This window comes from Delftia sp. Cs1-4 (assembly GCF_000214395.1).
In the GTDB taxonomy this organism is placed as follows: Bacteria; Pseudomonadota; Gammaproteobacteria; order Burkholderiales; family Burkholderiaceae_C; genus Comamonas; species Comamonas acidovorans.
Genome location: NC_015563.1, coordinates 6,305,864 through 6,321,089, shown reverse-complemented (window position 1 = coordinate 6,321,089; position 15,226 = coordinate 6,305,864). Strand labels below are relative to the sequence as shown.

17 protein-coding genes are annotated in these 15,226 nt (G+C 68.8%); 8 read left to right on the top strand and 9 right to left on the bottom strand.

Annotated elements, in window-relative coordinates:
• Window positions 1-215 precede the first annotated feature (215 nt).
• The gene (locus tag DELCS14_RS27795; protein WP_013804550.1) at window positions 216-1,289 is read right to left on the bottom strand and encodes a porin; all 1,074 of its coding nucleotides are present in this window, start codon (window positions 1,287-1,289) and stop codon (window positions 216-218) included.
• 273 nt (window positions 1,290-1,562) lie between these two features.
• On the opposite strand from DELCS14_RS27795, the gene DELCS14_RS27790 reads away from it, so the two are divergent.
• On the top strand, window positions 1,563-2,132 hold the full coding sequence (locus DELCS14_RS27790; RefSeq protein WP_065346849.1) for a DUF1439 domain-containing protein: 570 nt from the start codon (window positions 1,563-1,565) through the stop codon (window positions 2,130-2,132).
• A 39-nt stretch (window positions 2,133-2,171) separates the two neighbouring features.
• Here DELCS14_RS27790 and DELCS14_RS27785 read toward each other — a convergent pair whose 3' ends face one another.
• The gene (locus tag DELCS14_RS27785; RefSeq protein WP_013804548.1) at window positions 2,172-3,158 is read right to left on the bottom strand and encodes a tripartite tricarboxylate transporter substrate binding protein; all 987 of its coding nucleotides are present in this window, start codon (window positions 3,156-3,158) and stop codon (window positions 2,172-2,174) included.
• A gap of 142 nt (window positions 3,159-3,300) precedes the next feature.
• On the opposite strand from DELCS14_RS27785, the gene DELCS14_RS27780 reads away from it, so the two are divergent.
• Entirely contained in the window at window positions 3,301-4,023 is a 723-nt protein-coding gene (locus tag DELCS14_RS27780; RefSeq protein WP_013804547.1) for a glutathione S-transferase C-terminal domain-containing protein, read from the top strand.
• 132 nt (window positions 4,024-4,155) lie between these two features.
• The gene (locus tag DELCS14_RS27775) at window positions 4,156-5,202 is read left to right on the top strand and encodes a pirin family protein (RefSeq protein ID WP_013804546.1); all 1,047 of its coding nucleotides are present in this window, start codon (window positions 4,156-4,158) and stop codon (window positions 5,200-5,202) included.
• Between the two features lie 16 nt (window positions 5,203-5,218).
• Here the strand turns inward: DELCS14_RS27775 and DELCS14_RS27770 are convergent, their stop codons facing one another.
• From DELCS14_RS27770 to DELCS14_RS27760, 3 genes are read right to left on the bottom strand one after another with little or no spacing between them, the layout of a single operon-like run.
• The gene (locus DELCS14_RS27770; RefSeq protein ID WP_013804545.1) at window positions 5,219-5,671 is read right to left on the bottom strand and encodes a carboxymuconolactone decarboxylase family protein; all 453 of its coding nucleotides are present in this window, start codon (window positions 5,669-5,671) and stop codon (window positions 5,219-5,221) included.
• A 16-nt stretch (window positions 5,672-5,687) separates the two neighbouring features.
• Window positions 5,688-7,058 carry a lyase family protein gene (locus DELCS14_RS27765; protein ID WP_013804544.1) on the bottom strand — a complete coding sequence of 457 codons (1,371 nt, stop codon included), beginning with the start codon at window positions 7,056-7,058 and terminating at the stop codon, window positions 5,688-5,690.
• Between the two features lie 16 nt (window positions 7,059-7,074).
• Complete coding sequence (locus tag DELCS14_RS27760; protein ID WP_013804543.1) at window positions 7,075-8,082, bottom strand: tripartite tricarboxylate transporter substrate binding protein; 1,008 nt, start codon at window positions 8,080-8,082, stop codon at window positions 7,075-7,077.
• A gap of 91 nt (window positions 8,083-8,173) precedes the next feature.
• Between DELCS14_RS27760 and DELCS14_RS27755 the strand changes: the two genes are divergently transcribed.
• Both DELCS14_RS27755 and DELCS14_RS27750 read left to right on the top strand, forming a co-directional pair.
• Complete coding sequence (locus DELCS14_RS27755; RefSeq protein ID WP_101724257.1) at window positions 8,174-9,085, top strand: LysR family transcriptional regulator; 912 nt, start codon at window positions 8,174-8,176, stop codon at window positions 9,083-9,085.
• Window positions 9,086-9,196: 111 nt separating this feature from the next.
• On the top strand, window positions 9,197-9,667 hold the full coding sequence (locus tag DELCS14_RS27750; RefSeq protein WP_034399899.1) for a peptidylprolyl isomerase: 471 nt from the start codon (window positions 9,197-9,199) through the stop codon (window positions 9,665-9,667).
• Between the two features lie 86 nt (window positions 9,668-9,753).
• Here the strand turns inward: DELCS14_RS27750 and DELCS14_RS27745 are convergent, their stop codons facing one another.
• Together DELCS14_RS27745 and DELCS14_RS27740 are read right to left on the bottom strand one after the other, a co-directional pair.
• Window positions 9,754-10,599 (bottom strand): class III extradiol dioxygenase family protein, encoded by an 846-nt coding sequence (locus tag DELCS14_RS27745; RefSeq protein WP_013804541.1) that lies wholly within the window; start codon window positions 10,597-10,599, stop codon window positions 9,754-9,756.
• Between the two features lie 47 nt (window positions 10,600-10,646).
• Complete coding sequence (locus tag DELCS14_RS27740) at window positions 10,647-10,988, bottom strand: protocatechuate 4,5-dioxygenase subunit alpha (RefSeq protein WP_012202847.1); 342 nt, start codon at window positions 10,986-10,988, stop codon at window positions 10,647-10,649.
• Between the two features lie 76 nt (window positions 10,989-11,064).
• Here DELCS14_RS27740 and DELCS14_RS27735 point away from each other — a divergent pair, with 76 nt between their 5' ends.
• The gene (locus DELCS14_RS27735; RefSeq protein ID WP_013804540.1) at window positions 11,065-12,084 is read left to right on the top strand and encodes a LysR family transcriptional regulator; all 1,020 of its coding nucleotides are present in this window, start codon (window positions 11,065-11,067) and stop codon (window positions 12,082-12,084) included.
• Here the strand turns inward: DELCS14_RS27735 and DELCS14_RS27730 are convergent.
• Window positions 11,986-12,867, bottom strand: a complete 882-nt coding sequence (locus DELCS14_RS27730; RefSeq protein ID WP_012202849.1) for a type 1 glutamine amidotransferase — start codon at window positions 12,865-12,867, stop codon at window positions 11,986-11,988. The genes DELCS14_RS27735 and DELCS14_RS27730 overlap by 99 nt on opposite strands.
• A gap of 372 nt (window positions 12,868-13,239) precedes the next feature.
• On the opposite strand from DELCS14_RS27730, the gene DELCS14_RS27725 reads away from it, so the two are divergent.
• Window positions 13,240-13,620 (top strand): HPF/RaiA family ribosome-associated protein, encoded by a 381-nt coding sequence (locus tag DELCS14_RS27725; RefSeq protein WP_012202850.1) that lies wholly within the window; start codon window positions 13,240-13,242, stop codon window positions 13,618-13,620.
• A 101-nt stretch (window positions 13,621-13,721) separates the two neighbouring features.
• Here DELCS14_RS27725 and DELCS14_RS27720 read toward each other — a convergent pair whose 3' ends face one another.
• The gene (locus DELCS14_RS27720) at window positions 13,722-14,675 is read right to left on the bottom strand and encodes a pirin family protein (protein WP_013804539.1); all 954 of its coding nucleotides are present in this window, start codon (window positions 14,673-14,675) and stop codon (window positions 13,722-13,724) included.
• Window positions 14,676-14,866: 191 nt separating this feature from the next.
• On the opposite strand from DELCS14_RS27720, the gene DELCS14_RS27715 reads away from it, so the two are divergent.
• Complete coding sequence (locus tag DELCS14_RS27715; RefSeq protein ID WP_012202852.1) at window positions 14,867-15,163, top strand: hypothetical protein; 297 nt, start codon at window positions 14,867-14,869, stop codon at window positions 15,161-15,163.
• Window positions 15,164-15,226 lie beyond the last annotated feature (63 nt).

Below are 15,226 nucleotides of genomic sequence, written 5' to 3'. Positions count from 1 at the left end.
ATCCATGAATTGATATATGAATAGATAAAAAAACCGCGCCCAAGGGCGCGGCAAAGCTGGATTTCGCGGCGGCTTGCAGGTCTGCGAATCACGATCACAGCCTGTGAAACTGGCGTGCTCCAACTCAGAGACGCCGAGCAAGAGCCGCCTCGCGGCGGGGGCGCCTAGCCGAGGGCGTCGTCCCCTGGGGGAAGCGGCGCCAGCCGCTCAGGGGGTCAGAAATTGTGCGTGATACCCAGGCTGATGCCGCTGGCGCGTGTCTTGTTGCCTGCGCCCTGGTAACCGTTCTTCCACTTGGTCGTGTCCAGCTCCAGGAACAGGCTGGTGCGCTTGGACAGCTGGTAGTCCACGAAGCCGATCAGGCGCTGGAAGCCGTCGTCGCCCTGGCCCGTGCGCTCACGGTCCACCTTGTAGTAGCCGCCGTTCAGACCGATGACGGGCGTGACGGCGTAGCGCGCGCCCAGGGCCAGGATCTTGTTCGTGGTTTTCGCGGTGTCGCTGGTCTCGGCCTTGTTGCGGCCGTAATTGAGCATCAGGCGCAGGTCGCCACGGCTCCAGGCGCCACCGATATTGGCGGCGTCCAGCGTGCGGCCGCTGGCGTCGTGGAACTGGGTGTAGGCACTGGTCAGCACCAGGTCGTCCTGGCGCCAGTCCAGGCCCAGGCCGCGCGTGTCCAGGCGCGAGGCCGACACGCCGGTCTCCCCGAAGCTGTACATGGCGCGCGCCGTGAGGCCGCCAAAGCTGCCCGAGTACTTGATGGAGTTGTTGACGCGGTTGGAGCCCACCTTGGTGTTGGTGGCGCCCCATTCGTTGTTGAGGCCGTGGCCCGTGAGGCTGGTGACCTGGATGTTGGGGTTCAGGCCCGCAAAGCGCAGGGCGATGGGATCGACCAGGCCCACGGAGTCGGAGATCAGCGTGTTCTGCCGGCCAGCCGTGACCGCGCCCCAGTGGCCGGCCAGGCCCACGATGGCCGCCCGGTCGAAGGTGCCGGCCACGCCGCCGATGCCGCCCACGTCGGCGCCCAGCGTGGATTCGAGGTTGAAGATGGCGCGCAGGCCGCCGCCCAGGTCCTCGCTGCCGCGTATGCCCCAGCGGCTGGTGGGACCCACGCCGCTGTTGACCGAGCCCATGCTGCCCGCAGCCGGCGCATTGGCGCCCGACAGGCCGCTTTGCGCGCGCACCGACACGTCGATGATGCCGTACAGGCTCACGCTGCTGGTGGACTGCGCCAGGGCGGGGCCGGCCGCGCAGCCTGTGGCCAGCAGGGCGAGGGCGATGTTCTTCTTCATGGTGTCTCCTTGATTTCTTCTGGAAGGCGGGAACTTTGCGAGCGGCCGAGTTTCCGTATGGGAGCCGGTACTGCCTATGTCCGGCGGGCACTAGCTGCTATGTCGTTTCGTTCTCGAAGTGGCTTCGCGAAGGTGCCGGGCAACACCCACTGCAGGGACAGGGAATAGCCCCTGGCGGGACAATGTCGCTCTCAAAAAACATAGCGCCATGCGTATGGCATGCATGGCGCTTCAGGGTTTCGTGTCGGGCTTTCTGAGGCTTGTGCTGTCGTGATGAATCGCCGCTTTTTGTTGATGGTCGTGGCAGCGGGCTGGAGCCTGGCCGCGACCGGATGTTCGGGAAAGTCCGGACCTGGGAATGTCTCGGTTTCGCGGCAAAGGCTGCAGGAGGTGGTGGCCCAGCGCTTTCCCCGGCAGTTCCCCGTGGCCGGCATGCTGCAGCTCAAGCTGCATTCGCCGGTGCTGGGATTGCTGCCCGAGCGCAACGCGCTCAATGCGGTGCTGCAGGCCGATCTGTCGGGGCCCGTGCTCAAGCAGGGCTATGGCGGCCATCTGAACCTGGACTTCGCGCTGCGCTACGAGCCCACGGACCGCACGCTGCGCGCCCACCAGATCAAGGTCAACAGCCTGGTCATCAATGACCTGGCGCCCGCCATGAGCGACATGCTCACCACCTACGCCAGCGCGCTGGCCGAGCAGGCGCTGGGCCAGCTCGTGCTCTACCAGCTGCAGGACAAGGAACTGGCCCTGATGGACTCGCTGAACATGGAGCCCGGCGCCATCACGGTGACGCCGGACGGCCTGAGCGTGGCCCTGGTCCAGAAGCCCGTCGCGCCGCGCTGAGCGCAGCGGCGCGCCTTCGTCCTTCCCTTCGCCCGCGCCTCAGTCCGCGCGGATATTGGCGGCGCGAATCACCTCGCCCAGCTCAGCACTCTCGGCCTGAATGAAGGCGCCGAACTCGGCCGGCGTGCCGCCCATGGGCGATGCGCCGATGTCGGCCAGCTTCTGCAGCACGGCGGGCTGGGCCAGGCTCTTGTTCAAAGCCTGGTTCAGCGCCTGCACCACGGCCGGCGGCGTGCCGGCCGGCGCCACCAGGCCCCACCACACGGTGGCCTGCACATTCACGCCCAGCGAACGTGCCGTGGGCACGCCCGGCAACAGGCGCGAACCATTGTGGTTGAGCACCGCCAGGGCGCGCAGCGCACCGCTGCCCACATGGCCTGCCACCTCCAGCGGGTTGATGGCCATGAAGTCCAGCCGCCCGCCCAGCAGGTCGGTCACGGCGGCCGAGCCGCCCTTGTAGGGGATGTGCACGGCCTGGAAGCCGCCTGCGCGCTCCAGCAGGGCGCTGGCCATGTGGCCCGAGCTGCCCACGCCAGCCGTGCCATAGGACAGGGCGCCGGCCTTGGCCTTGCCGGCGGCGATCAGCTCGGCCAGGTTCTTGTGGGGCGACTTGGCGTTGACCACCACGACCAGCGGCGCCTCGCCGATGCGGCCCACCGGGATGAGGTCCTTGAGCGGATCGAAATTGAGCTTGGCGTACAGCGCCTTGTTGGTGGTCAGCGTGTTGGAGGCCGTCAGCAGCAGGTAGCCGTCGGCCGCGCCGCGTGCCACCGCGCCCATGCCGATGTTGGTGCCGCCGCCTGGCTTGTTGTCCACCACCAGGGACTGGCCCAGCAGCTCGGCCATGGGCGGCGTGACCAGGCGCGTGATGATGTCCACGCCGCCGCCGGGCGAGTAGGGCACGACCACGGTCACGGGGCGCTCGGGGTAGCCGGCCGCTGTGGCGACCAGGGGCAGGGCCGCCCAGGCGGCGGCGGTGGTGCCGAGCAGGGCCAGCGCGTGGCGGCGGGTGGAATGTCTTGTCATGCATGTCTCCGTTGATTGTTATGACCCGGCGGCAGGGCCGGGTCCGCCATTATTTAGCGTGCCAAGCATGGCTGGGCGCCGAACGTTACGATGCAGCGGCCATCGATTTCTTGGCGAACCCGTCCAGCCTTCAAGGTGCCCCATGACTCCACAGAATCCGCTTTCCGCCTTTTCCGTCACGCGCAAGTGGCCGGCCACGCAGCCGGACCGCATCCAGCTGTATTCCCTGCCCACGCCCAACGGCGTCAAGGTGTCGATCGCTCTGGAGGAGATGGGCCTGCCGTATGAGGCGCACCGCGTGGGCTTCGAGAGCAATGACCAGCTCTCGCCCGAGTTCGTGGACACCTTCCCCAACAACAAGATCCCGGCCATCCTGGACCCGCAAGGCCCGGGCGGGAAGCCGCTGGCGCTGTTCGAGTCGGGCGCCATCCTGGTCTACCTGGCCGAGAAGTCCGGCAGCCCGCTGCTGCCCGCCGACCCGGCCGCGCGCTATGAAACGCTGCAGTGGCTGATGTTCCAGATGGGTGGCGTCGGCCCCATGTTCGGCCAGCTGGGTTTCTTCCACAAATTCGCGGGCAAGGACTTCGAGGACAAGCGCCCGCGCGACCGCTACGTGAACGAGTCCGTGCGCCTGCTGGGTGTGCTGGAGCGCCGCCTCGCAGGGCGCGCCTGGGTGATGGGCGAGCAGTTCACCATTGCCGACATCGCCCTGTGGCCCTGGGTGCGCAACATGGTGGTGGAGCAGGGCTACAACGCGGCCGAACTGCTGGGCTGGGAGCGCTTTCCCGAGCTGCAGCGCGTGCTGGCCGCCTTCGTGGCGCGCCCGGCCGTGCAAAAGGGCCTGGTGACGCCGCCGCGCAACTGACCCGGCGGGCGTTGCATTCCTGGGCCGCACTGTCCCAGCCATGGTGGCTTTCAAAACGGGCGCGGGGGCCGCATCTGTCCGAGAATGCAGCGCCCCCTTTTTTCTTGCGGGCGCAGCCTCACAGGAGCCACGATGACCGCAGCCACCACCCCCGTCCTCCAGAGCCAGTCGCTGGGCCCGCTGTGGCCCACCATGGACCCCTTCCTGTTCTGTGCCCACCATGACGATGCCTATCCGCCCAGCGATGGCCGCCTGGGCGTGCAGGCCGTGGACCTGGAGGGCCGCCAGATGGGCAGCGACTTCAGCCGCAAGGACGGCTTTTCCATGTACCACGGCGATGGCGTGCCGGGCTTTCCCGGCCACCCGCACCGCGGCTTCGAGACCGTGACCCTGGTGCGCAAGGGCCTGATCGACCATTCCGATTCGCTGGGCGCGGCCGCGCGCTTTGGCGGCGGCGACGTGCAGTGGCTGACGGCCGGCAAGGGAATCCAGCATTCGGAGATGTTCCCGCTGCTCGACAGCGACGCGCCCAATCCGCTGGAACTGTTCCAGATCTGGCTGAACCTGCCTGCGCGCTCCAAGATGGTGGAGCCGCACTTCACCATGTTCTGGAACGAGCGCATCCCGCGCCTGGAGCACGCAGACGACGCCGGCCGCAGGACCGTGGTCACCGTGGTGGCAGGCAGCCTGCCCGGCACGGCGGCCGCCCTGCCGCCGCCGCCCGAATCCTGGGCCTCGCAACCCGAGGGCGACGTGGCCATCTGGACGCTGCGCCTGGAGCCCGGCGCGCGCTGGACGCTGCCGCGCGCGGCCGGTGCGGACACGCAGCGCATGCTGTATTTCTTTGCAGGCCAGGCACTGCAGGTCGGGCCCACGGCGCTGGCACAGCATGCGGCCCTGCATGTGGATGCCACGCAGGACTGGGAGCTGCACAACAGCGGCGCCGACGCCGTGGAATGCCTGGTGCTGCAGGGCCGCCCCATTGGCGAGAGCGTGGCGCAGTACGGCCCCTTCGTGATGAACACGCAGCAGGAAATCATGCAGGCCATGCAGGACTACCGGCGCACCCAGTTCGGCGGGTGGCCCTGGGCCGAGCAGGACCCGGTGCATGGCGCAGAGAACCGGCGCTTTGCGCGCTACCCGGGCGCTGCGGCCGAGGAGCAGCCGCCGGCTGCCTGAGTCCGGTCAGGCCGCGTCAGGCCGTGTCTGCGGGCGGATGAAAGCTGGCCGGCGCGGGCGTGCGCCCCAGCTCCTTGAGGATCTTCAGCGTGATGGCCATGCCGGTGTTGCCTGCGGGCACGCCGGCATAGACGGCGGTCTGCAGCAGCACTTCGCGGATGGTGTCCAGGTCCAGCGGCGCGGCCTCGGCGTCGGCCGGGTCGGCCAGCAGCCCCGTGCGGATGTGCAGCTCGAACTCTTCCCAGCGGCCCATGGATGCCGTGATGGCCAACACCATGATGCGGCGCGTGCGGCGCTCCAGGCCGGGGCGGCTCCAGATGCCGTCCCAGGCGTAGGCCGTGATCATGCGTTGGAACTCCACATTCAGTTCGTTGGCGCGCGCCACGGATTGGTCCACCCATTCATCGCCCAGCACGCGGCGGCGGTTGGCAAGGCCGCGCTGCAGGGCGTCGGCGGAAGGTTCGGTCATGGCGGGGGTTCCTGTGTCAAGCATGGGAATGGGCATTGGCGTGGATCTGCGGCGCTGCCAGCAGCGCCAGGCATGCATCATGCGATGCCTGCACGGCGCGTGCCGGGTCGCAGGCCCGGGCCAGCGCATCTTCCAGCGCCTGCAGGGCAGGCGTTTCCAGCCGGGGCGCGGCCCATTCGGCCAGCAGCAGGCGCAGCTCGCGCCCCTGCTCCAGCGCCTGCGGGGCCAGCAGCTCCACGGCGGCCAGGGCCTCGGGCTTGCCCGTCCAGGGCGCCATGGCGTGCACGCAGGCCTCTGAAAACACCAGTCCGTGCAGGCCCCGCACATGGCCCAGCATGCGCTGCGGATGCACCTGCAGCGACTGGGCGGCCTGGCGCAATGCGGCGGCGGCGCCATGCACATGGCGCCACAGGTCGGGCCAGTGCGCGACCTCGGCCTGCCACTCGCCCAGCGCGCGCTCATGGGCCTGGGCCATGCAGCCCAGCAGCAGGGCCGCAAGCTGGGGCACGGCCTGGGCCTGTGCCACCGCCTGCATCAGGTGCACGGGATTGCGCTTGTGCGGCATGGCGCTGGAGGTGCTGCCGCGCGGCGCCTCGCTGACCTCGCCCACCTCGTACTGCGCCATCAGCGACCAGTCCTTGGCCAGCTTGGCCAGGCTGCCGCCGCATACGGCGGCCTCCATGGCCAGGCGCATCCAGTCGTCGCGCTGGGTATGCCAGCTGCGGCCGCAGGCCGACAGGCCCAGGCGCCGGGCCAGTGCCTGCTCCACCTCGGCACGGTGGCTTCCCAGCACGGCGCCATTGCCCACGGCGCCGCCCAATTGCACGCACAGCGCAGCGGTGGCCAGCCTTTCAAACTGTTCGATGCTGCGGCCCACGGCGGCAGCCGACTGCGCGCACTTGAAGCCGAAGCTGGTGATCTGCGCGGGCTGCAGCAGGCTGCGCGCCAGCATGGGCGTGGCCGCGTGCGTGCGGGCCAGGGCCTGCAGTGCGGACTGCAGCGCGTCCAGCTCGGCCAGCAGCGCCTGCAGGGCCTGCTGCGTGAGCAGGGCCTGCGCCGTGTCCACGGCGTCCTGCGTGGTCGCGCCCCAGTGCAGCCAGGGCAGGCCTTCCGGGGCGTGGGCCTGCAGCCACTGCTGCAGCGGCCGCACCACGGCCAGGCCCAGCGCGCCGCTGGCGCGCGCCTGCTCCACCACGCCTTCGCACGTGAGCGGCGCCTGCGCGCAGGCGCGCGCAATGGCCTCGGCGGCCGGGCGCGGCACCAGGCCGCAGTCGGCCTGGGCCTGGGCCAGCGCGCTCTCGAAGCGCAGCAGCGCCTGCAGCCAGCGCGCGTCTGCAAACCAGTGGCCGCTGTCGGCGGGGCCCAGATAGTCCTTCACCAATGACATGCTGTCCTTGCCGGTCTCAGGCCGTGGCGCCCGAGGCCTTGATCACGGCCGCCCACTTGGCGCTCTCCACCTGGATGCGGGCCGCGTACTGCGCGCCATCGCCCAGCAGCGGCACGGCGCCCTCGATGCCCAGGCGCGACTGGAAGGACTCGGCAGACGCCACCTTGAGGATGTCGCGCCCCAGCGCGCGCACCGTCTCGGCAGGCGTGCCCCTGGGCGCGAGGATGCCGTAGGTCAGCGAGCTCTCGAAGTCGGCCAGTGCACGCACGCCGGACTCGGCCACCGTGGGCACGTCGGGCAGCTGGGGCTGGCGTTTGGCGCCGGTCACGGCCAGGGCGCGCAGCTTGCCGGCCTTCACCAGGGCCATGGCCGCGGGAATCACGCCAAAGCTGAAGTCCACATTGCCGCCCACCAGGTCGGTCAGCGATGGGGCCGTGCCCTTGTACGGCACGTGGATGGCCTTGGCGCCCAGCGCGTGGGCGAACATCTCGCCCGTCAGGTGGCCGCCCGTGCCCGAGCCGCTGGAGGCGTAGTTCATCTCGCCGCTGCGCTTGCGCATCTGCTCGGCCAGATCGGCCACGCTGCGCGCGGGCGAGGAAGCCGGCACCACCAGCAGCAGGGCCGACGAGGCGAACATGGCCACCGGCTGCAGATCGGTGGCCGCATTGAACTTGAGGCCCGGATACAGCGAGGGATTGATGGACACCGTGCCCGTATGGCCCAGCAGCCAGGTGCCGCCGTCGCCGGCCGAGCGCACCACGGCTTCCGTGCCCAGGTTGCCGCCCGCGCCGGCCTTGTTCTCCACGATCATCCCGTAGCCGAAGGACTCGTTGAGGCCGTGCGCCATCTGCCGCGCAAACACATCGTTGCCGCCGCCTGGCGCAAACGGCACCACCAGTCGGCTGCCGCGCTTCTGGGCCCAGGCCGGCAGCGCACAGGCGGCCAGCGCGGCGGCGGCGGTGGACAGCCACATCCGGCGCGGCAAAGAGGTCTGAGAGGCTTGAGAGGTGGGCCGGGAATCCATGCGTCTGTCTCCTGAAATAGTCGTTGTCACGCAGTGTGGTGCAGCGCAGCCTGGGAAAACAGCAGTTGCATCTGCGTTGTGATTCAAGAAAATGTGTGAAATGGACGTGAGATACATACACAATTTCTTGAGAGTGGTGGACACCGGCTCCATGTCCGAGGCCGCTCGCCAGCTGGACCTGAGCCCCTCGGCCATTGCCCAGCAAATGCGCGTGCTGGAAGGCGAGCTGGGTGCGCCGCTGCTGGTGCGCCATGGCCGCAGCGTGCGCGCCACCGAGGCGGGCGAGCGGCTGTTCGAGCGCGGCCGCCAATTGCTGCAGGACTTCGAGGGCCTGCGCGAATGGGTGGCCTCGGATACAGACGGCGGCGAGCTGCGGCTGGGCACCGTGAACACGGCGCTGCACGGCTTTGTGCCCGCCGTGATGCGGGCCTTCGTGGCGCGCCACGCCGAGGTGCGCATCAGCGTGCGCGCCGGCCTCACGCCCGAGCTGTACACGGCCTTGGTCCAGTCCGAGCTGGACGTGCTGATCTGCCTGCAACCCTCGTTCGACCTGCCCAAGACCGTGTGCTGGGCCGAGCTGCGCCAGGAGCCTTTGGTCGTGCTGTGCCGCGCCCGCGATGCGCAGCAGGACCCGCTGGCCCTGCTGCGCACCCGGCCCCTGGTGCGCTACGACCGATCCCTGGCCGGTGGCCGGCTGGCCGACCGCTACCTGCGCGCCCAGGGCATTGCGCCGCTGGAGCGCATGGAACTGAACTCGGTGCTGGCCGTGGCCATGATGGTGGACCAGGGCCTGGGCGTGGGCCTGGTGCCCGACATCGGCCCCGTGCTCTCCCAGGGCCGCGACGTGCGCGTGCTGGCGCTGCCCGAGCAGGGCGCTGCTGCGGACGGCGCCGGCTCCCGCCCCGCCGATGCGCGCAAGGTCGGCCTGCTGTGGCTCAACACCTCGGCCCGCGCGCGCTGGGCGCGCAGCCTGCTCGAATGCGCGCGCGAGTGCCTGGCTTGAGGTCGGGCGGCCGGTGAACCCACGGCCGCGACGCTGGAATGCCCCAGGTCGCCGACAATGGCAGCTTTGCGCGGCGCGCCTTCTGCGCTGCGGTTTTCCAAGGCCTTTGCCATGAACATCACCAAAGACACCGCCGTCACCATCAACTACAAGATCACCGACAAGCTGGGCAAGCTGCTCGACAAGGGCGACGTGGCCTATCTGCACGGCGGCTACGACAACATCTTCGCCAAGGTGGAAGCCGCCCTGGACGGCAAGGCCGTGGGCGACACGCTGACCGTGGACCTGGCCGTGGAAGACGCCTTCGGCGCGCGCGACGAGAGCCTGACCCGCACCATCCCCAAGGGCGAGTTCCCGCCCGGCGTGAAGGTCGGCGGCCAGCTGCGCGGCACGGATGACCAGGGCCAGCCCCAGATCTACCACGTGGTCAAGATCAAGGGCCCCGTGGTGCTGCTGGACGGCAACCACCCGCTGGCCGGCATGGCGCTGCACTTTGCCTGCAAGGTCACCGAAGTGCGCGCGGCCAAGCCCGAGGAAATCGAGCACCGCCACGTGCACGGCGGCCACGGCCACCACCATTGAGAGGCAGGGCCGGGATACACCCGGTCCGCACGGCCCCGCAAAGCCAAAGGCCGCCCGGCATGCCCGGCGGCCTTTGTGTTTTCCGACTAGACCGCCTCCAGCGCCAGCAGCGCCGTGGCGGTGTTGGAGATCGGTATGTGGTAGTTGCCGTGCACGCGCCGCACGCCGGGCGCGGCGCTTGACAGGGCGCCGCGCATGGCCAGCCACATCAGCAGTTCCACGCCCTGGGTGCCGGTCTTTTCCACCAGTTCATGCACGCTGAACTGCGTGGCCCATTCGGGATTGGTGGCCATGCTTTCAAGGAACTGCAGGTCGAAGGCCTTGTTGATGAAGCCCGCGCGCTCGCCATCGAGCTGGTGCGACAGGCCTCCTGAGGCGATGACGGCCACGCGCTGGTCGCTGTTCCAGCGCGCGATGGCCCGGCCCACGGCCTGGCCCAGCGCATAGCAGCGGCGCGCCGAGGGCAGCGGGAACTGCACGGTGTTGATGCACACCGGCACGACGGCCACCGGGCAGTCGCCCTCGGGCCAGAACAGCTTGAGCGGCAGCGTGCAGGCGTGGTCCACCAGCATCTCCTGGCAGCTGACCACGTCGAAATCCTCGCCCACCAGGGACTCGATCAGGTGCCATGACAGCTCCGTATGGCCGCGCAGCGGTGCCAGCGTGGGAATGCCCCAGCCTTCGTCGGCGTTGCAGTAGCGCTCGGCCGCGCCCACGGCGAAGGTGGGCATCTTGTCGAGGAAGAAGTTCAGGCCGTGGTCGTTGTAGAACATCACCACCACGTCGGGGCGCCGGGCGGCCAGCCATTCGCGGATGGGCGGGAAGCCGTCGAAGAAGGGCTTCCAGTAGGGCTCGTTCTGCAGGCCCTTGTGGATGGCGTTGCCGATGGCGGGAATGTGCGAGGTGCCGAGGCCGCCGATGAGATGTGCCATGGTGGGTGTCTCCTGTGCTGTGTCTTGCGTGTGGTCTGCGGCGGGGCTCAGGCGTGCGAGCGCAGCAGGGCCTGGAATTCGGCCTTGGTCATGCCGGTCTGCTGGGCGCCTATGTCCTGCATGTCCAGGTGGAAGATGCCGGCCAGCTTGGCCAGGTAGTAGGCGTTGCCGCCGGCCGCGATCATCTGCAGCACGTTGCGCGCGCGCACGGCATCGGCCTGCTCCTGGTTCAGCCCGTAGCTGCGCATATAGGCCTCCTCGTCGGCCAGGAAGGCCTGGCGGTTGGCCAGCTCGTTGAAGGAAAAGCACATGCTGTTGAGCGCATAGCCCTTGCGGGCCTGCCTGCCGTCGAACAGGGTGGTGCCGGGAATCTGCGGCTGGTCGGCCATGTTTTGTCTCCGGTATTTGCGTTGGATCAGCGGCAGTGTCCGGCGCGCGTTGCCAAAGATAAAGCGGCGGCCAATCATGGAATGCATGAGACAAATCGATGGATCGCAGCTCGATGGCAGGCTGCTGCAACTGCTGCTGGCCGTGCTGGAGACCGGCAGCGTCACGGCGGCGGCGCAGCGCCTGGGCGTGACGCAGTCGGCCGTCAGCCATCTGCTGGACAAGCTGCGCGCCATCACGGGCGACCGATTGTTCGTCCGGCAGGGGCGGGGCATTGCACCCACGGCCCATGCGCTGGCGCTGCAGGACCCGGCGCGCGAGCTGCTGCGGCAGATGCAGCAGTTCGGCCAGGGGCCCAGCTTTGACCCCGCGCACTGGCGTGCCGAGATCACCATTGCCGCCAACGACCTGCAGCGCGAACTGCTGCTGCCCGCGCTGGCCCGGCGCCTGCGCACGCAAGCGCCCGCAGCCATGCTGCGCGTGATCGACAGCGGCGCGCCGGATGCCGAACTGCTGCGCTCGGACGCCTGCCTGCTGGCCATCAGCCCGCGCCCGCCCGATGCCACGGACATCGTGCAAAAGCGCCTGTTCAGCGATGAGTACGCAGTCTTCTATGACAGCGCCGTGCGACAGCCGCCGGCCAGCCTGGCCGACTATCTGCAGGCCGACCACGCCACCGTGGCCTATGCCGACCGCCAGGCGCTGGACCTGGACCTGCAACTGCAGGCGCGCGGGCTGGAGCGCCGCTTTGCCGTGCGCGTGCCGGGCTTTGCGGCGCTGGCCGCCTTTGTGCGCGGCACGCCGCTGCTGGCGACGGCGCCGTCGCTGCTGGGCCGCACGGCCCTGTCATCGCTGGCCAGCTTTGCCGTGCCCGTGGACTGTCCGCCGCTGCCCATGTTCATGATCTGGCACACGCGCCACCAGGCCGATCCCGCCCATGCGTGGCTGCGCGGGCAGTTGCAGCAGGTGGTGGCGCAGGCGCTTGGAGGCGCCGGGCCGTCAATGCCTGCGAAGCAAGGCGCGGCGCAGCAGGCGCGCGGCGCGGTTGCGGATCTGGAAGGGGCTGTGGCTCACGGCGGGGCTCACGCGGGCGCGTGAGCAGGCAGCCAGGAAGTCGCGCAGCAGCACGCTGTCATCCAGCGTGCTGGTGTCCGGGTTGCGGAACTGGAATTCGGGGTGCCACTGCGTGGCGGCGATATAGCTCTTGAGCGTGCCGGGCTTGCGGAAGATGGCCTCGGGAATGCGGTCGGGCAGGCTCCAGGCCTCCACATCGAACTCGGGCGCCACGTCCTTGATGCCCTGGTGGTGGATGCTGTTCACGCGTGCGCGGTCCAGCGTGGGGTACAGCGCCTCCAGCCGGCTGCCGGGCACGATGGCGATGTCGTGGTAGTGGCGGTCGTACTCGGTGGGATTGCGGTGCAGCTGCGAGCCGGGCACCTGGGTCTCGATGTCCTGGTAGAGCGTTCCGCCGAAGGCCACGTTGATCAGCTGCAGACCGCGGCAGACGCCGAAGATGGGCTTGCCGGCCTGGGAAAACGCCTCGACCACGGCCAGGTCGTAGAGGTCGCGCACGCGGTCGCCCAGCCATTCGGGGCGCATGGGCTCCTCGCCATAGCTGCCGGGCCAGACATCGGCGCCGCCGTGCATGACCACGCCGTCCAGCCACTCGGCATAGTGCTCCAGCGTCACGTCGCCGCGCGCGGTCTCGCCTGTGGGGCAGGGCACCATCACCACCATGGCGCCGGCCGACATGATCCAGTGCGCTATCGATTGCTCCACGTACTGCAGCGTCTTGCCCGTGAAAAGCGGACGCTGCGGGTCCGCATGGGAGAAACAGGCCGAAAGGCCGATCTTGAGGCGGCGTGAGGCAAGTGGGCTCATGGGGTGGTGGGCAAGGGGAAAGTCCTGATAGTCACGTTGTAAGCCCAATCGTGCCTGCGACCTGTAGGAAGGGGTTGAACGCCCGCGACCGGCGCAGGGCCATCACTGCAAATAGGTGTAGGTGAATGCAAGAGTTGTCTTGAGGCATCTCAAGCTTTTTCCGTCCATTCGTGCAGGCGCCCCGCCCGCGGGTGTAGCCTGTAGGCAGGGGTTGGGGCTGCGGATGCTGCAGCGCGAAAAACCTGACGACGCAGGGTGCGACTTGCTGTGCAGGCAGCCCGCATGGCGTTACGATGGATTCGCCAGTTCATCAATGGCCCCGACAACCCCGCCGCGCCGGTGGTGCGGCTTTTGGCGACTAGGAGGATATGCATGCAAGTTCAGGTTCATGCCGACGATTCGATCCAGGGTGGCGAGTCCTTGGCGCAATGGGCGCAGGAAGAGATCAACGCCAAGCTGGCGAGATTCAAGGACTACGTGGTACGCGTGGAGGTTTTCCTCACCGGCGTCGATGCGCTCAAGACCTCCGGCGCTCCCGGCAAGCGCTGCGTTCTGGAGACCCGGGCCAATGGCCGCCCGCCGATCGCCGTGAACGCCGAGGCTGAAAAGGTCAAGGATGCCTTCAACGCGGCCATTGAGAAGCTGAAGCGGGCCGTGGAGACCGACCTGGGCAAGCTCAAGGACAAGAACGGCCGCGAGAGCGTTCGCGGCGTGGAAGACGGCACCGAGGTGGATGCGGCCAGCCCGGCCTGACCCTCGAAATCCCCGCAACACAAACGGCAAGGCGCCCCATTTGGGGCGCCTTTTGGTTGGGCAGGGCCATGGCTGCAGGTCGATCGCCGCAGCAAGCGCGTTCAGCGCGAGGCGCGCAGCACCACGCCGTCCAGCGAAGGCGCATGTAGCGGCTTCAGGGGCGATGCCAGCGGCGGCCCGAAGCGGCGCGCCGCACCTGCGGGCAGGGCCTGCGCATCCTGACCGGCCTCCGCTTCCCATTGCGCGCGGGCCTCGTCGATCTCCTCGCTGGTGCGGGCCACGAAGTTCCACCACAGCAAGATGGCTTCATCCATGGGCTCGCCGCCAATGACCAGCAGGCGGCTGCCGGGCGTGGTCTCGATGGCGACCGAGGCCGTGCCCAGGGGCAGGTAGAGCAGTTCCTCCACCGGCAGGGGCTGGCCGTTCACGCTCACGCTTCCTTCCAGGCTGAGCACGGCATGCTCGAAATCGGCGCGCAGCGGCAGCGTGGCGACGGCATTGCCATTGCCCGCGCTGTCCGCATGCAGGTCCACGCTCATCAGGGGCGTGTGCACCTCGGCCGGCGACGTCAGGCCCAGCGCTTCGCCGGCCAGCACCGTGGCCGTGAAGTCGCCCACCGTGGTTGTGGGCAGCTCGGGGTAGTGCTGGAAGCGCGGCGGACCGTTGCGGTGCGACTCGGGCAGCGCAATCCACAGCTGCGCGGCGTGGATGTGCGAGGGCGTCTGGCTTTCCTCGGAATGGGCGATGCCGTGGCCGGCCGTCATCAGGTTGACCTGGCCGGGGCGGATGATCTGGGTGTGGCCCAGGCTGTCGCGGTGCAGCACTTCGCCGCGGATCATCCAGGTGAAGGTCTGCAGGCCGATGTGCGGATGCGGGCCGACCTGCATGCCCGGTGGCGCGGGGTCGGCAGGACCGGCGTGGTCGAGGAAGCACCAGGCGCCGACCTTGCGCAGGGCGCGCTGGGGAATGGCGCGCTGGATGGGAATGCCGCCCACATCGGCGGTGCGGGTGGGCAGGTGCTGGGGTTGGGAGTGGGGCTGGGACGTGTCGGACATGGTCGGATCGGCCTGTTTCGTGGGGGAAGCCACCAGTGTCGTGCAGCGCGGCGCAGCAGGCAAACGCGGCTCGCATGGATTGGGCCTGTTCGCTGACAGCGCGTTCTCAGGAACATTGTTTACATTCGAAGAACGGACCGGCGCCCGCCATTTTGGCGGGCGCCGGCCTCACTCTTACAGGAGAAAACGCCATGAATACATCCGTACAGACGCAAGCCGAAGCCGCTGAAGAGGCGGTCCAGAGCGCCGTGGAAGTCCAGCGATTCCCCGAGAAGTTCGAAGCCACGGTCACCGGCAATGTGCAGCACCGGGTAGGCGACGGCCCCCTGGAAGACATTCCGCGTGGCACCCGTGTGCAGGTGGCCACGGCCATCGGAAGCTATGTGCTGTCCTGGACCCAGGACGAGCAGCCGATCACCGTGTCGCTGGCCAAGCGCGAGTTCGAGCTCTATGTCGATACCGGGGAGATCGAGGTCAGCCAAGCCTGACGCCGGCCATGTCCCCATCCACTCCCAAAAGCCCTGCGGCCTGACAGCTGCAGGGCTTTTTGC

Coding starts and splice junctions, on each gene's coding strand:
- DELCS14_RS27740 (WP_012202847.1), bottom strand. CDS start 10,988: ATGGCCGACCAGCCGCAGATTCCCGGCACCACCCTGTTCGACGGCAGG.
- DELCS14_RS27745 (WP_013804541.1), bottom strand. CDS start 10,599: ATGGCACATCTCATCGGCGGCCTCGGCACCTCGCACATTCCCGCCATC.
- DELCS14_RS27755 (WP_101724257.1), top strand. CDS start 8,174: ATGTGTGAAATGGACGTGAGATACATACACAATTTCTTGAGAGTGGTG.
- DELCS14_RS27750 (WP_034399899.1), top strand. CDS start 9,197: ATGAACATCACCAAAGACACCGCCGTCACCATCAACTACAAGATCACC.
- DELCS14_RS27780 (WP_013804547.1), top strand. CDS start 3,301: ATGACTCCACAGAATCCGCTTTCCGCCTTTTCCGTCACGCGCAAGTGG.
- DELCS14_RS27720 (WP_013804539.1), bottom strand. CDS start 14,675: ATGTCCGACACGTCCCAGCCCCACTCCCAACCCCAGCACCTGCCCACC.
- DELCS14_RS27795 (WP_013804550.1), bottom strand. CDS start 1,289: ATGAAGAAGAACATCGCCCTCGCCCTGCTGGCCACAGGCTGCGCGGCC.
- DELCS14_RS27790 (WP_065346849.1), top strand. CDS start 1,563: ATGAATCGCCGCTTTTTGTTGATGGTCGTGGCAGCGGGCTGGAGCCTG.
- DELCS14_RS27715 (WP_012202852.1), top strand. CDS start 14,867: ATGAATACATCCGTACAGACGCAAGCCGAAGCCGCTGAAGAGGCGGTC.
- DELCS14_RS27775 (WP_013804546.1), top strand. CDS start 4,156: ATGACCGCAGCCACCACCCCCGTCCTCCAGAGCCAGTCGCTGGGCCCG.
- DELCS14_RS27770 (WP_013804545.1), bottom strand. CDS start 5,671: ATGACCGAACCTTCCGCCGACGCCCTGCAGCGCGGCCTTGCCAACCGC.
- DELCS14_RS27785 (WP_013804548.1), bottom strand. CDS start 3,158: ATGACAAGACATTCCACCCGCCGCCACGCGCTGGCCCTGCTCGGCACC.
- DELCS14_RS27730 (WP_012202849.1), bottom strand. CDS start 12,867: ATGAGCCCACTTGCCTCACGCCGCCTCAAGATCGGCCTTTCGGCCTGT.
- DELCS14_RS27760 (WP_013804543.1), bottom strand. CDS start 8,082: ATGGATTCCCGGCCCACCTCTCAAGCCTCTCAGACCTCTTTGCCGCGC.
- DELCS14_RS27765 (WP_013804544.1), bottom strand. CDS start 7,058: ATGTCATTGGTGAAGGACTATCTGGGCCCCGCCGACAGCGGCCACTGG.
- DELCS14_RS27725 (WP_012202850.1), top strand. CDS start 13,240: ATGCAAGTTCAGGTTCATGCCGACGATTCGATCCAGGGTGGCGAGTCC.
- DELCS14_RS27735 (WP_013804540.1), top strand. CDS start 11,065: ATGGAATGCATGAGACAAATCGATGGATCGCAGCTCGATGGCAGGCTG.